The organism is Clostridium sp. CM036 (assembly GCF_055081135.1).
This window is the reverse complement of sequence record NZ_CM143652.1, coordinates 2,672,358-2,686,929: the sequence shown is the minus strand read 5'-3', so window position 1 is coordinate 2,686,929 and position 14,572 is coordinate 2,672,358. Positions and strand designations below refer to the sequence as shown.

13 protein-coding genes are annotated in these 14,572 nt (G+C 30.8%); 12 read left to right on the top strand and 1 reads right to left on the bottom strand.

Annotated elements, in window-relative coordinates:
• Positions 1 to 328: 328 nt before the first annotated feature.
• The 12 genes from ACWJKE_RS12530 to ACWJKE_RS12475 all read left to right on the top strand — a co-directional run bounded on the left by ACWJKE_RS12530 (position 329) and on the right by ACWJKE_RS12475 (position 13,556).
• On the top strand, positions 329 to 982 hold the full coding sequence (locus ACWJKE_RS12530) for a potassium channel family protein (RefSeq protein ID WP_220287445.1): 654 nt from the start codon (positions 329 to 331) through the stop codon (positions 980 to 982).
• Complete coding sequence (locus ACWJKE_RS12525) at positions 979 to 1,638, top strand: potassium channel family protein (RefSeq protein WP_165413760.1); 660 nt, start codon at positions 979 to 981, stop codon at positions 1,636 to 1,638. The genes ACWJKE_RS12530 and ACWJKE_RS12525 overlap by 4 nt, the downstream gene beginning before the upstream one ends.
• Before the next feature lie 113 nt (positions 1,639 to 1,751).
• The gene (locus tag ACWJKE_RS12520) at positions 1,752 to 3,287 is read left to right on the top strand and encodes a TrkH family potassium uptake protein (protein ID WP_220287443.1); all 1,536 of its coding nucleotides are present in this window, start codon (positions 1,752 to 1,754) and stop codon (positions 3,285 to 3,287) included.
• Positions 3,263 to 3,763, top strand: a complete 501-nt coding sequence (locus ACWJKE_RS12515; RefSeq protein ID WP_216304194.1) for a hypothetical protein — start codon at positions 3,263 to 3,265, stop codon at positions 3,761 to 3,763. Before ACWJKE_RS12520 ends, ACWJKE_RS12515 begins: the two co-directional genes overlap by 25 nt.
• A gap of 175 nt (positions 3,764 to 3,938) precedes the next feature.
• Positions 3,939 to 5,570: a DUF4118 domain-containing protein gene (locus ACWJKE_RS12510; RefSeq protein WP_258280597.1), complete on the top strand. Its 1,632-nt coding sequence runs from the start codon at positions 3,939 to 3,941 to the stop codon at positions 5,568 to 5,570.
• Positions 5,539 to 6,240, top strand: a complete 702-nt coding sequence (locus ACWJKE_RS12505; RefSeq protein WP_216304196.1) for a response regulator — start codon at positions 5,539 to 5,541, stop codon at positions 6,238 to 6,240. The genes ACWJKE_RS12510 and ACWJKE_RS12505 overlap by 32 nt, the downstream gene beginning before the upstream one ends.
• A 201-nt stretch (positions 6,241 to 6,441) precedes the next feature.
• The gene (locus tag ACWJKE_RS12500) at positions 6,442 to 6,855 is read left to right on the top strand and encodes a tetratricopeptide repeat protein (protein WP_220287439.1); all 414 of its coding nucleotides are present in this window, start codon (positions 6,442 to 6,444) and stop codon (positions 6,853 to 6,855) included.
• A 292-nt stretch (positions 6,856 to 7,147) separates the two neighbouring features.
• The gene (locus ACWJKE_RS12495) at positions 7,148 to 8,305 is read left to right on the top strand and encodes a mechanosensitive ion channel family protein (protein ID WP_224579117.1); all 1,158 of its coding nucleotides are present in this window, start codon (positions 7,148 to 7,150) and stop codon (positions 8,303 to 8,305) included.
• A 391-nt stretch (positions 8,306 to 8,696) separates the two neighbouring features.
• Positions 8,697 to 9,278: a TerD family protein gene (locus ACWJKE_RS12490; RefSeq protein ID WP_216304198.1), complete on the top strand. Its 582-nt coding sequence runs from the start codon at positions 8,697 to 8,699 to the stop codon at positions 9,276 to 9,278.
• 82 nt (positions 9,279 to 9,360) lie between these two features.
• Positions 9,361 to 9,939: a TerD family protein gene (locus ACWJKE_RS12485; protein WP_216304199.1), complete on the top strand. Its 579-nt coding sequence runs from the start codon at positions 9,361 to 9,363 to the stop codon at positions 9,937 to 9,939.
• A gap of 67 nt (positions 9,940 to 10,006) precedes the next feature.
• On the top strand, positions 10,007 to 10,612 hold the full coding sequence (locus ACWJKE_RS12480; RefSeq protein WP_216304200.1) for a TerD family protein: 606 nt from the start codon (positions 10,007 to 10,009) through the stop codon (positions 10,610 to 10,612).
• A 163-nt stretch (positions 10,613 to 10,775) separates the two neighbouring features.
• A complete protein-coding gene (locus tag ACWJKE_RS12475; protein WP_220287436.1) occupies positions 10,776 to 13,556 on the top strand; it encodes a calcium-translocating P-type ATPase, PMCA-type in 2,781 nt (926 codons plus the stop codon).
• A 140-nt stretch (positions 13,557 to 13,696) separates the two neighbouring features.
• On the opposite strand, the gene ACWJKE_RS12470 is transcribed toward ACWJKE_RS12475, so the two are convergent.
• Positions 13,697 to 14,566 (bottom strand): HAD family hydrolase, encoded by an 870-nt coding sequence (locus tag ACWJKE_RS12470; RefSeq protein WP_220287434.1) that lies wholly within the window; start codon positions 14,564 to 14,566, stop codon positions 13,697 to 13,699.
• Between the last annotated feature and the right edge of the window lie 6 nt (positions 14,567 to 14,572).

The following is a 14,572-nucleotide window of genomic DNA, read 5'->3' as shown; positions in this document are numbered from 1 at the left end:
AAATATGTGTTATATGCAAATTATAGATAAAAACACACTGTACTTCTTTTAAGTAAGTTATATACTCAATTATGGAGTTAGTACTATGAGGAAAATGAACAAAAACGAATGTAAACAAAGAATAGAATTGCTAGATTTCTTAAACCACATATAACAGGTAGGAGAATGATTTTAAGGACAGTTATGCAAAGTTGCATTACTTCCTATAATTGCTTAAAATATGCATATGGTATTTAAATTTAATAGTAAATTCATATTAACTTACTAAAAGTAGTTTTAAATTCAGCTATGGTTTTTTTTAAAGAAATTTAAGTAAGGAGAACATACTATGTATATTGTAATAATAGGTTGTGGTAGATTAGGTAGCGGACTTGCTATGGAATTGTCTAATGACGGTCATGATGTGGTAATAGTGGATAAACATGCGGAAAATCTAGAGAGACTTAGAAGTGGATTTAATGGAATTAGAATTAAAGGAGTGGAGATAGATAATGATATATTAATAGACGCGGGAATAGATAAAGCAGATATATTTTTAGCTATGACTCCAGCAGATAATATAAATATTATGGCTAGTCAAATTGCAAAAGATATATTTAAGGTGCCTAAAGTAATAGCTAGAATTTTTGATCCATCAAGGGAATTTATTTATAGAAAACTAGGACTACAAACTATAAGTCCAACTGAAGTAAGTATAAATATAATTAAAAACAAAATAATAGATAAAAAATCAGATGCATTATTGATATTAAATAATGATATATCAATAGAGGAGATTACAATAAACAGACTTAGAATTAATAACATTTTAGAAATAGAAGATAAGTTTAATTGTAGGATATGTGCAGTTTCCAAAAAGGGGGAACTTATTATACCAAATGGAAATGAACTATTGGAAAAGGGTGACAAAATAATTTGTAGCATAAATAAGGAGAATAAAGAAAAGTTAGTAAAGGCAATAATGAAGGAGAAACTTAGATGAGAGCAATAGTAGTTGGCGGTGGGAAGGTAGGATACTATCTTGTTAAAGCATTAAAAGAAAAAAAACATCAGGTAGTGTTAATAGAAAAAAACACAAAAATTTGTGAAAAGGTTGCCGAAGAACTTGAAGTAGATGTAATATGTGGGGATGGCTCAGATGTTGAAGTATTAGAAGATGCGGATATAGAGCAAGCTGAAGTTGTAGCTGCAGTAACGGGAAAAGATGAGGAAAACCTGGTAATATGTCAGATGGCTAAAGTAAACTTTAATATTAATGAAACAATAGCTAGAATCAACAATCCTAAAAATACAGCAATTTTCGAAGCGTTAGGAGTGGATAAGACTGTATGTAGCACACAAGTAATTTGCAATTTGATAGAGGGTGAATTTAATAGCGAACCACTGAAAATTATAGAAAGCATTAATAAAGGAGAAATGACATTAGTAGAAGCAAAAATAGATAAAAGAAGCGCATGGAAAGATAAATCAGTAGAGCAGTTAAATATACCTAAGGAATGTGTAATACTATCAATAATAAGAAGTGGGGAAGTAATTTTTCCAAGAGGCTGCGTAGATATAAAAGAAGGTGATAAAGTACTTATTATCACAAATACAGATAAAAAAAATGATGTAGAAAAATCTATAATTGGAGGGTAAATATATTATGACTAATAAAAAAATTGTATGCGGAGTAATTACAGAGATAGGATATACATTAACATTTTTATTTATTTTATATGGCATTAATATGATTTTGGCAAGGTGATTATATGAAAAAAATAACAAAAAACTTTGATGATTTTAAAATAATAAATTTTTATGTAGGCTATGTAATAATGGGAACTGCAAGTTTAATGTTGATACCCATATTGATCTCATTGATATTTAAGGAATGGAGCGCGCTTTTAGATTTTATTATTAGTATAAATATAGCGATTAGTTTAGGTATAGTTCTTATGTTTACAGGTAAAGACAAGGTTGATAAAGTAAGGTTGCAATGGAAGCATGGGTTAATTATTGCATCTAGTTCATGGATTATATTAACTTTGTTATGTGCGGTGCCTTATGAACTCAGTGGAAATACAACATCTTTCTTAGATGCATGTTTTGATGTTATGAGTGGATTTACAACCACAGGAGTCCTACTTATTCAAAATCTTGACCATCTTTCTCTAGGATTAAATATGTGGAGACACATTCTTACCTTTGTTGGAGGCCAAGGCATGGTGGTACTAGCTTTAAGTTTTATGGTAAACCATACTTTAGGTGCTTACAAAATGTATGTTGGTGAAGGTAAGGATGCTGAACTCGTACCTAATGTAAAAAACACAGCAAGAATTATATGGAAAATAAGTATTGTGTATTTAATTGTAGGTACTATTATGCTTTGGATTAATGGAATGTTTATAGGCATGCAGCCTGTAAGTGCTTTCTTTCATGGATTATTTATTTTTATGTCTGCGTGGAGTACTGGTGGATTTGCACCAATGTCTCAAAACATTCTGTATTATCATAGTCTTTCCTATGAGTTATTAACAATGATTTTCTTTGTCATTGGTTCTTTAAATTTTGCATTACATTATGCAGTATGGCAAGGCAACAAAAAAGAGATATTCAAGAATATTGAAACACAGAGTTTTTTTATTACAGCTTTAATTATTTCTTTTTTTACAGCGTTAAAACTAACAAATTCAGGTGTATATAGTAATGGTATATCGGTTTTCAGAAAAGGTATTTATAATGTATTATCAGCGCATACAACTACAGGGTTTGGTAATCTTTATGCCAGACAGTTTGCAACTGAATGGGGCGATTTTCCTGTGGTTATGCTTATAATAGCCATGCTTATAGGTGGATCAGCATGTTCTACGGCAGGTGGGTTTAAAGGATTAAGGGTAGGATTGGTTTTTAAAAGTATAATTGCAGAGGTAAACAAATTATTAAATTCTGATAGAAAAATAAAGGTGTTTAAATTTCATCATATAAAGGAAATTATCTTAGAGGATGCAATGGTGAAATCTGCTTACCTAATAATAATATTATATATAATATTATTTTTTATAGGTACTGCGTTGGGAACCTATTATGGATACCCAGTGCTCAGTTCAGCTTTTGAAGCAGCTTCAGTTACAGGAAATGTAGGATTATCCATTGGGATTACGGCGCCTACAATGCCTACTGCAATGAAGGTATATTATATAATTGCAATGTATTTAGGAAGATTAGAATTCATATCTGTGTTTGCGCTAATAGGAGTCACATTTGGAGGCATAAAGAAATTATGGTTAAGACTTTTAAAACAATAATAGTAGTGTGTATTTTGGCTTTTTCTTTTTCAATAACATGTATGGCAAAGGAATATAGTAATTTTAATGAATTAATCGAAAATAGCAAAAATATTGATAATAGTAAAATTACATTAAAGGGTGAAGCTATTGGTGAATGTATGAATAGAGGTAAATACTCATGGGTAAATATCAATGATGGAAGCACAGCTATGGGAATATGGATTAAATCTGAACAAGTTCAAAGTATAAAAAAATTTGGTAAGTATGGTTATAGGGGAGATATAGTTAAGATAAATGGAACTTTTAATAGGGCTTGTAAGGATCATGGGGGGGATATGGATATCCATGCAAGCTCGGTTAAAATTATAGAGCCTGGGCACAAAGTAGCAATCCCTATAAGTAACAATAAAAAAGGTATAGCAATAATATTAACAGTCATCACACTTGCTTTAATTTTTTCATATATAAAATTTACTAAAAGCACTTCAAAGTGAAATGCTTTTTTTAGAACTTTAAAACTAAAACTATTTTGTCCATACTAAGCATAGTACTAGATATCCTTTTTAAGTAATGGATTATTCAAGATTAGCATTGCTAATTAAGAGGCATTTAGGATAGTCATAGTTTAAATAAACGATATTTAGATATATTAGGAAGGTGATGTGGAGTTTGAAGAAAGGTAAATTTGATGAGAAGTTTTTCAAAATTTCTAGTGAATATGAATATAGTGATTATGAAGAAATCAAACCTAAAACAATAATGATTACCAATGTGGTTAAAACTATAGTAATTATGAGTTTAGCCACTGTAATATCTCTGATATTTAGAAAAATTGGGTTACATGAATCAAATGTAATAATAGTATTTATTTTAGGTGTATTATTCGTATCAAGAAGTACTGATGGATATGGTTATGGTATACTGGCCGCGATAATTGGAGTGCTATCATTTAACTTTTTATTTACGGTGCCATATTATACCTTTCTAGCTTATAGAGCTGATTATCCAGTAACTTTTATTATAATGCTTATAGCAGCAATTATTACAAGCACTTTAACTTCAAGAGTTAAGTCGCAAGCTAAGATATCTTATATACGTGAAAATAGAATGCAAATTTTATATAAAATTAATAAATCATTGCTTACGGCAAGAAATAAAAAACAAGTAGTTGAGTTTTGTGGCGATAATTTAGTTGATATGTTTAACAGAAATATTATGATAGCTATAGTAGATGATAAAAATAATTTGCAACAGCCAAGTGAATATATGCTTAATGGAGAATATAGTAGGGGGATTTTTAAGTCAGATATAGAGGTTGGAGCAATTGAAAAATGCTTTAAAACAGGCAAATCAGTTGGCATTGAAGCTGAAATTTCCTTAAATAGTATTGGATATTACCATCCCATTAAAGGACAAAATAGGATTCTTGGAATTATTGGCATCGCATGTTTAGAAGAAAATGTGTTATCAAAAAATGAAAAGATCCTTCTAGAGTCCGTTTCTACACAAATCGCTTTAGCTATTGAAAGAGAAGAGTTATACGAAAAGAAAAGACAGATAAATTTAGAGACTGAGTCGGAAAGGCTTAGGGGCAATATTTTAAGGTCAATTTCGCATGATTTAAGAACTCCGCTAACAGGAATATTAGGGTCAGTTTCTACTATTAGTGATAATTATGATGTACTTGATAATGATACCAAGAAAGAACTTCTTGAAATAATTTATGAAGATACAAGCTGGCTTATACATTCAGTTGAAAATATATTAAGCATGACACGGATAGATGAAGGTAAGCTTGAAATTAAGAAAGAGGTAGAGATTGTTGAAGAACTTGTTGCTGAATCTATATCGAGAGTTACAAGGTTTTCGGGAAGTCATAATATTAAGATTGAACTACCAGAAAAAATGGTTATATTATTTGTAGATGGATTATTAATAGAACAAGTGTTTATTAATTTGATTGATAATGCCATCAAGTATTCACAGAGTGATTCTATTATAGAAGTTAAAGTTACAGAAAAGGAAGATAGTGTGGTTTTTGAGGTGTCAGATAATGGAAAAGGCATACCAGAAGAAGATATACCAACTATATTTGATAGGTTTTATACCAAGGCTAAGGGTAATTCCCTAGAAAAGCGAGGGATAGGATTGGGACTTGCTATTTGTAAGTCTATAATAGAAGCACATGGTGGATATATGGAAGCTTTAAATAACTCTTCTGGTGGGGCGACTTTTAGATTTAGTTTACCTGTAATAAGGAGTGATGGCAGTGGATATGAAGCCTTTGATTTTAATAGTTGAAGATGATAAGCCTATTAAAAAATTTATGAAAATTTCGCTTGAAGCACAGGGATATAAGTGCATTGAAACTGAATTTGGGAATGCGGCTATAACACTTATTTTTTCACATAATCCAGATATAATAATTTTGGACTTAGGGTTACCAGATATTGATGGACTTAATGTTATTGAGAAAGTAAGGGAGTCTACAAAAGCTAGGATTATAGTTGTTTCAGCTCGTGGACTTGAAAGGGAAAAAGTTGAAGCCTTAGATAAAGGTGCAGATGATTATTTGACCAAGCCTTTTAGTGTAGCAGAGCTTTTAGCTAGAACTAGAGTGGCACTTAGACATTTTAATGGAGAGAATAAGTCACAAAACGATGTGCAGTCAGTATTTAAGGTGAAGGATTTAAAGATAGATTTTGAAAAACGTAAAGTTATAATTTTAGATAAAGAGATACATTTAACACCAATGGAATATAAACTAATTGAGCTAATGTCAAGATATGCAGGACGCGTGTTAACTCATAAATATATAGTTGATGAGATTTGGGGAAGTTATTTTGAGAATGATACACAGTCTCTTAGGGTATTTATGGCTAATATAAGAAGAAAAATAGAGAAGGATCCTGCTAGGCCGCAGTATATCATAACGGAGGTTGGAGTAGGTTATCGTTTAGTAGATGAATAATGTTCCAAAAATGAAGCTTTTAGCTTCATTTTTTTTTGAAAAAAAATAAGACGTAACTTAAAATATTAACATAATCTTTATACATCAGGATTTATCTTTATACTTTCTTAATATCAAGTTCATGGTGATTTTGATAAGATATAATTATAATTATAATTATAATTATAAATATAAAGTGAAAGGATAACCTGGGGTGATTATATGTTAACAAATAGTAATGAAGAAAGTTCTTTTCAAAATAATATAGAAGAAGCTATTAATGAAATAAAGTCAAATAAATATGATCTAGCACATATGTATCTATATGCAGCTATGATTCAAAATGATCATTCGGCAGAAGTGTACAATTTACTAGGAGTTATTTCAGAATATAAAGGCGATGCAGCTATGGCGTGTAAATATTATAGAGCATCATATGTGTTTGATCCAACTTATAAACCAGCAGATAGAAATTTAGAGAAATTAACTTCATTTTTTTATATATTTAATGAAAAAAATATAGATTACGGAGATAATATGGAGAAAGAAAATCAAACAGCATATTTTAATAGTTATAAGGGGGTACGTGTTGGACATTTTAAAAATAATGAGACCGGTGCAAAGTCAAGGTGCTAAATAGTGTTTACAATTCAAGGAGTATCTAAGGTGATCGATTAACCACTTCAGAGGGAGAATTTAAATCCCCTGAAGTTTTTTTATGTCTTATAGAAATATAAATAGATGTTGAATAAGGGTGTTTAATTAATAATACCTTACAGGAAAATTAACTAAACTCATCTAGAGTATAATTTTAAAGGGTTGTATATTAATAAAAGTTGTTTCTTCCTATATAATCCATTGAGAAAATAACATTATTAGCTTAAAATGATTATATATATTAACATAAGAAAAAAAGGAGTGTGTTGTTTTGTTCCAATCCATAGTTGACTTTTTTGCTAAAGACAAAATACAAGAGGTTTTTAATGATTTAACATCCTATAAATTAAAATATGTAGGAATAGCTATCGCAGTTTTCGCATTATTTGTATTGTTAAAAAAGATATTCGCAAAATATGTATTCAAAATAATATTAAAACTTGTTAATAAAACGAAATTTGAAACAGATACAAAAATAGTAGCTGCTTTCCAAAAACCTGTAACTAACTTTTTTGAGGTATTAGGATTTTATTTTGCTTTTAAAATTTTAATTATCGCAGGAGTTCCAATTGACAGTTCATTTATAGAAAAGATTTTCAGTTCTGCTGTAATAATTTTAATTTGTTGGGGACTATATGATCTTACTGGAGAATCTTCTCTGCTGTTTGAGAGAATGCATAAAGCATATGATGTAAAAGTGGATAAAATATTATTCCCATTTATATCAAAAACGTTAAGAATGATGCTAGTAGCGTTAGTTATTACCATAATTGCTGAGAAGTGGGGATATAACATTCAAGGTTTTGTTACTGGGCTTGGGTTAGGAGGATTGGCTTTTGCATTAGCAGCTAAAGATGCGGCATCCAATGTTATTGCAGGTATGTTTATAATATTAGATAAGCCTTTTACTATTGGAGATTGGATTAATAGTGACACATTAGAAGGTAGCATAGAGGATATTTCGTTTAGGACTACTAAAATAAGAACTGTTGATCAAGCATTAATAATAGTGCCTAATTCAAAATTAACTAATGAGGCTGTAACCAATTTTAGCAGAAGGGGTAAACGAAGGGTTAATTTGAATTTAGAATTAACTTATAGCTCTAGGGAGAAATTAGAGATTTGTGTGGATAAGATTAGAAATATGTTAGAGAATTATTCACAGGTTAGTAAGGAAGGCATCCTTGTTACATTTGATAAATTTAATGCAACTAGTTTAGATATTTTAATATGTTTCTTTACTGATACACCAGATTTTGATGAATATTTTAAAATAAAAGAAAATGTTAATTTTAATATACTGGACATTTTACAGCAAGAGGGAATTTCAATGGCTTTTCCAAGCACAAGCGTTTACGTTGAAAAATTACCTAGTATAGATAAAGAAAAAAAAATTGAATTAGTTAATAAACTTCAAAAAAAACTTTAGGACTTTACCCTACAGCTTTTGCAGAGAATGCTATTTTAAACAATTAATTCTATAACATAACCATCAGCTATTATCGAATTTTTTACCTTGCTTTTATCAGAATAGCTATTTGTTCACCAAAAATATACAAAACAGTAAGTGATATTTAACTGGTAATCTAGTATTTAGTGGGGAATAATGTTATAATAGTAATGATGATAGTTGCTTTATTTTAGTTTAATTATATTATATAATTTAGACTAAAATAAAGTTTTTTTTATAAATGAACAGATAAGATGTTTATTGTCTGAATTTTTGGAAATGATTAATAATAAGCTTTTTATTTTTAATAAGTAAAATTAATTATTGAAGGACTATATATTATATAGTGGTTTCTGAGGAGGAATTTATTATGGCAATTAGTTTAAAAAAGGGTCAAAAGGTAGATTTAACGAAAGCTAATCCAGGCCTTAGTAATGTTATTGTTGGACTTGGATGGGATACTAATAAGTATGATGGTGGAGCTTCCTTCGATCTAGATGCAGCGGCTTTCTTAGTTGGAGCAAATGGGAAAGTAACATCTGATAATGATTTTATTTTTTATAATAACCCAAAGGACTCAGCAGGGTCTGTAACACATTTAGGAGATAACAAAACTGGTGATGGTGATGGTGATGATGAACAAATTAGAATTGAACTGAGTAAAGTGCCATCTTCTATTGAGAAGATTAACTTTACTGTAACTATTCACGAAGCTGTTCAAAGATGCCAAAATTTTGGACAAGTATCTAATGCATTTATAAGAATTCTCAATGAAAATAATGATAATGAATTAATAAGATATGATTTAAGTGAAGATTATAGTATTGAAACCGCAGTGGTAGTAGCAGAACTATATCGTAACAACGGAGAGTGGAAGTTCAGTGCAATAGGAAGTGGTTTTGAGGGTGGATTAACTGCGCTTTGTAGTAACTTTGGAATTAGTGTAGATTAAATGGCATTGAAAATGATGATAAACAGCATTAAAAATGATGATAAACAGCATTAAAAATGATGATTAATAAGGAGGAATAATTATGACAATTAACTTAAGTAAAGGTCAAAAAATAGATTTAACTAAAACTAACCCAAGTTTAGCTAAAGCAGTTATAGGACTAGGCTGGGATACAAATAAATATTCAGGTGGAGGAGATTTTGATTTAGATGCTTCAGCCTTTTTAGTAGGTTCAAATGGAAAAACCAATAATGACCTAGACTTTATATTCTATAACAATTTAGAGCATTCAACAGGAGCTGTTATACATACCGGTGATAATAGAACTGGAGAAGGCGAGGGAGACGATGAACAATTAATCATTGAATTTTCTAAAGTACCAACAGACATTGATAAAATTGCAATTACAGTAACTATACATGATGCAATAGCTCGTGCACAAAATTTCGGCCAAATTTCTAATGCGTTTGTTAGAGTGGTAAATGAAGAAACTAATGAAGAAATCCTAAGGTACGACTTATCAGAAGATTTTTCAGTAGAAACTGCATTAGTATTTTGTGAAATATATCGTAACAATGGAGAATGGAAATTTAGTGCGACAGGAAGTGGATTTCAAGGTGGATTAGCAGCCCTTTGTAAAAATTATGGTCTTGATGCATAGAAAGCAATATGATATTTAAATTAATCAGTGGATAAATATTCACTGAATATTTAAAGGGGATGACAAAATGGGTATAAATTTACAAAAAGGTCAAAAGATAAATCTTACAAAAGATAATCCTGGGTTAAAAAAGACAATGGTCGGACTTGGATGGGATCCAGTGGAGCGAGCATCTAAGGGATTGTTTGGAGGCTTATTTGGTGGAAAGCAAGCACAAATAGATTGTGATGCTTCTGTGCTAATGCTTGATGAAAATGATAAGCTAAGAGGAAAAGAAAATATGGTTTATTTCGGGAACTTAAAAAGTAAATGTGGTAGTATTCAGCATATGGGAGACAATCTTACTGGAGATGGTGATGGAGATGATGAGCAAATTATGGTTGATCTGTCAAGCATACCTCAAAATATAACTAAGTTAGTTTTTGTGGTTAATATCTATGCGGCAGTTCAGCGTAAACAACATTTTGGTATGATACAAAATGCTTTTATACGTTTAGTAAATCTAACGGACAATAAAGAGATGCTTCGTTTTAACTTAACAGAAGAATATTCTGGTAAAACTGGGTTATTCGTTGCAGAAATTTATCGCAATAATGGAGAATGGAAATTTACAGCCGTAGGAGAAACAGATGCTTCATCTGGCTTAGGTGAAATGATAAAAAGATACCAATAGACAAACTGGGTTTAAATAGATTATAGATAAATGTAGATATATTTATATACATTTATAGATATATAGATATATAGATATACTAGTGATGTAGAAAATGAGAGGGTTATCATTTTCTACATTTTAATTTAAAAGAAATTATGTAAATTACAGAAGGGTGGATAACATGAAATATTTTAATAAGCAGATCTCAGAAGTTTTAAAAAGTCTTAAAGTTGATAGTAGTAAGGGATTATCGGGTTCTGAGATTAAAGAAAGACTAGCAAAGTATGGTGCTAACGAATTTACTAAACAAGAAAAGGGATCGATGTGGGATAGTATTAAGGAGGCAATAACTGAGCCTATGATGATAATACTTTTAGTGGCAGCGGTAATTAGTGCATTAGTAGGAGAGTTTAGTGACGCCATTGGTATAGTATGTGCTGTAGCAATAGGAATTGGCATAGGAATTTTCACAGAAGGAAAATCACAAAAAGCTGCAGATGCGCTTTCAAAAATGACAGAAAATATAGAAGTAAAAGCATTGCGTAATGGGAAAATTGTTCAAGTGAATAAAAGTGATTTGGTACCTGGTGATATAGTTTCAATTGAGACGGGTGATATGGTACCAGCGGACGGAAGACTCATAAGTAGTATAGATTTAATGGTTAGAGAGGATATGCTTACAGGAGAATCAGAAGACGTGAGCAAGGATTTCGATGTTATTATAGAAATGGAAAATATACAAGCTAAAGATAAAAATATTGTGCAAGACCCTATTCCAGCAAAACAAACGAATATGGTTTTCGGGGGAACACTTATTGCGTATGGTAGAGCTAGCTTTGTAGTTACTTCCACTGGTGATAGCTCACAAATGGGCGAAATAGCTAAAAATCTTGAAGAAAGTGATTTAGAAACACCGCTTCAAGCAAAACTTGGAGATTTGGGTGCTAAGATTTCAAAAGTATCAAGCGCAATAGCTGCGATACTATTTATAATTATGATTATAAAAATGGTTCTAGCGAATACTATATCACCAGATACTACCGGTGTATTTGCCTTTTTAGAGTCTGTTGGACCAATAAAAACTGCGTTTGTTGTATGTGTTGCTTTAATTGTTGCAGCTGTTCCAGAAGGTCTTCCAACAATGATAAATATGACACTTGCAATAACTATGCAAAAGATGGCTAAGATAAATGCGCTTGTTACTAAAAAAGAAGCCTGTGAAACAATAGGTTCTGTAAGTGTAATATGCTCAGATAAAACAGGTACACTTACTCAAAATAGAATGACTGTAGAACAAGTTTACTTAAATGGCAAGTTCAAAGCAAGAGATGAATTAAGCGATAGAAATAACTATTTTATAGATAACTGTATCGTAAATTCAACAGCAGATATTGAGAAAGCTGATAAAGAAGTAAAATATTTAGGTAGTGCAACAGAATGTGCTCTTCTTTTATACAATGATGCTTGTGATTATGTACAAGAAAGACAAAGCGCAAAAATAGCTCATCAAATTCCATTTAGTTCAAAGCGTAAGAGAATGAGTACTGTTATAGAAGAGGATAAAGGTGCCACAGTATTAACAAAGGGAGCGCCAGAAATTATTTTAGAATTATGCAAGTATGAACATATTAATTGCATGGAAGTGGAGCTCGATCAAGCAAGACGAGAAGAAATATTAGATGAAATAGAGAAACTTCAGAGAAAATCTATGCGTGTACTTGGATTTGCATATAGAAATATAAGTGAAGAGGTAGCTATGGCATCCGAGCAAGGCACTTTAGAAAATGACTTAGTGTTTACAGGATTCGTAGGAATAAGAGATCCTCTAAGACTTGACGTTAAGGAAGCCGTAGAAACTGCTAAAAAAGCAGGAGTTTCTACAAAAATGCTTACAGGGGATAACATTAATACCGCCATTGCTATAGGAAAAGAATTAGGATTACTTAGTGGTAAAAATAGGGCAGTAGAGGCTACTTATATAGATACATTATCTGATGAGGAACTTAAAGATGAAATAACAACAATCTCAATAGTAGCACGTTCAAAGCCTGATACAAAAATGAGAATAGTTGAGGCTCTTCAAAGTAATGGAGAAGTAGTTGCAGTAACTGGAGATGGAATAAATGATGCTCCAGCCCTTACAAGAGCAGATGTGGGTATAGCTATGGGTATAGCTGGTACCGAAGTTAGTAAAAATGCAGCGGATATAATTTTAACAGATGATAGTTTTGGGACTATAGTAAAAGGAATTAAATGGGGAAGAGGTATTTATGAAAACTTCCAAAGATTTATTCAATTCCAGATAACTGTAAATATAATTGCATTCTTAACAGCAATTTTATCTGTAGTGTTTGACTTTCAAATGCCATTCACTACAATACAACTTCTATGGGTAAATATTATAATGGATGGCCCACCGGCACTATCCCTGGGACTAGAACCAGTAAGAGATGCTGTTTTAAACAGAAAACCTACAAATAGAAATGCTAGTATTATAACTAAACAAATGTTAAGAAGTATGATTGCTAATGCCTTATATATAACTTGTGTTATCATGATTCAGATGAAATTTGACATATTAGGAACTGGATTCCCTAAAGATGGGATTGCAGGACCAAACGAAATGCAAACAGCATTATTTGCATTATTTGCTTTCAGTGCATTATTTAATGCTTTTAATTGTAGAGAATTTGGGTCAGATAGCATATTTCCTAGCCTTACAAAGAACACTATATTTTTAAAGATAATTATGATTACAGCAGTAACACAAATATTTGTAACTGAAGTGTTTTCAAAATTCTTTAATGCAGTGTCTTTAAGCGCTACTATGTGGTTAAAGATAATCATTTTATCTTCACTTATAATAGTAGTAAATGAAATTGTGAAATTGATTGTGAAGCCTTTTGTAAAAAAAGAACAACAACAAATAGAAGAAGAATCAGAAGAAAAGAGAGTAGCTTAGAAGAGTAGGAATATGAAAATAAATAGACTGGAATACGTACTTATTATTTATTTTCATGTGGACAAAATGATAAATCCCCTATTATTGATTTTAATCAATAATGGGGGATTTAATTTGTTCTAAATAAGGTAAACGTAATATTATTCAATATAGGAACATACTTCATTACGAGAAATATCGTTAATTTCGTGGAATTTTTGATGTACTATATTTAAAATTTCCTCACCTGCAAATATACCAGATTTTTTTGTAATATAGACATTATTATGGAGTGTTTTCTCGAAAAGGTTACTTAGTAATTCTCCGTGAGACGGAACTAATCCATAATTTGAATGTTTAATTAGGGGGTAGTCTAGCAGAGAATCACCAGCAGCAAGGAATATATTTGTATTTTCTAGTTGCATTATATAATTTATAGGATCATATTTATTTATACAATTAGGTACTATATATACCTTTTTACCTTGCTTTGATACGCTGTAATTATAGCCTTTGCAAAATGAACGTAATACTTCAAAATAATCTAATTCCACTTTCCCATTTGTTATGTTATTAGCTAGTTTGTCCTCATCCACAATAGAGTATATGAATAAATCTTCACAAGTTTTATATGATTTTATAAAATCACTTTCTAAAAAGAAACTGCATAATACTATCATATTCCTAACAGATACAACTTTTTTAAGCTTATTAGAGCTTATATCTGTCCAAGATTTAAGTTCAATACCATTCTTAAGAATGATACCTCCATTGGCTACAACGGCATATTTAGGTTTTATTATATCATAAAAATATTTCATTCGCGTGTATTGCTCTGGGGAACGAGTGGTAACAGGTATAAAAAGCATAATTTCATTTATATGTTCAAGTTTATTGTGCATGGATTTAGTAATAAAACTGCACATATTGTTATTATAAAAGTCAACAGGAAAAAGGTTTTCTTCATTAATTAAGTTACAATGTCTTGAAGAATATATAAGCGTACTATCAAGGTCCGAGGCAAATATCATAAAAAC

Coding starts and splice junctions, on each gene's coding strand:
- ACWJKE_RS12525 (WP_165413760.1), top strand. CDS start 979: ATGAGAGCAATAGTAGTTGGCGGTGGGAAGGTAGGATACTATCTTGTT.
- ACWJKE_RS12530 (WP_220287445.1), top strand. CDS start 329: ATGTATATTGTAATAATAGGTTGTGGTAGATTAGGTAGCGGACTTGCT.
- ACWJKE_RS12515 (WP_216304194.1), top strand. CDS start 3,263: ATGGTTAAGACTTTTAAAACAATAATAGTAGTGTGTATTTTGGCTTTT.
- ACWJKE_RS12485 (WP_216304199.1), top strand. CDS start 9,361: ATGACAATTAACTTAAGTAAAGGTCAAAAAATAGATTTAACTAAAACT.
- ACWJKE_RS12500 (WP_220287439.1), top strand. CDS start 6,442: ATGTTAACAAATAGTAATGAAGAAAGTTCTTTTCAAAATAATATAGAA.
- ACWJKE_RS12520 (WP_220287443.1), top strand. CDS start 1,752: ATGAAAAAAATAACAAAAAACTTTGATGATTTTAAAATAATAAATTTT.
- ACWJKE_RS12475 (WP_220287436.1), top strand. CDS start 10,776: ATGAAATATTTTAATAAGCAGATCTCAGAAGTTTTAAAAAGTCTTAAA.
- ACWJKE_RS12490 (WP_216304198.1), top strand. CDS start 8,697: ATGGCAATTAGTTTAAAAAAGGGTCAAAAGGTAGATTTAACGAAAGCT.
- ACWJKE_RS12470 (WP_220287434.1), bottom strand. CDS start 14,566: ATGATATTTGCCTCGGACCTTGATAGTACGCTTATATATTCTTCAAGA.
- ACWJKE_RS12480 (WP_216304200.1), top strand. CDS start 10,007: ATGGGTATAAATTTACAAAAAGGTCAAAAGATAAATCTTACAAAAGAT.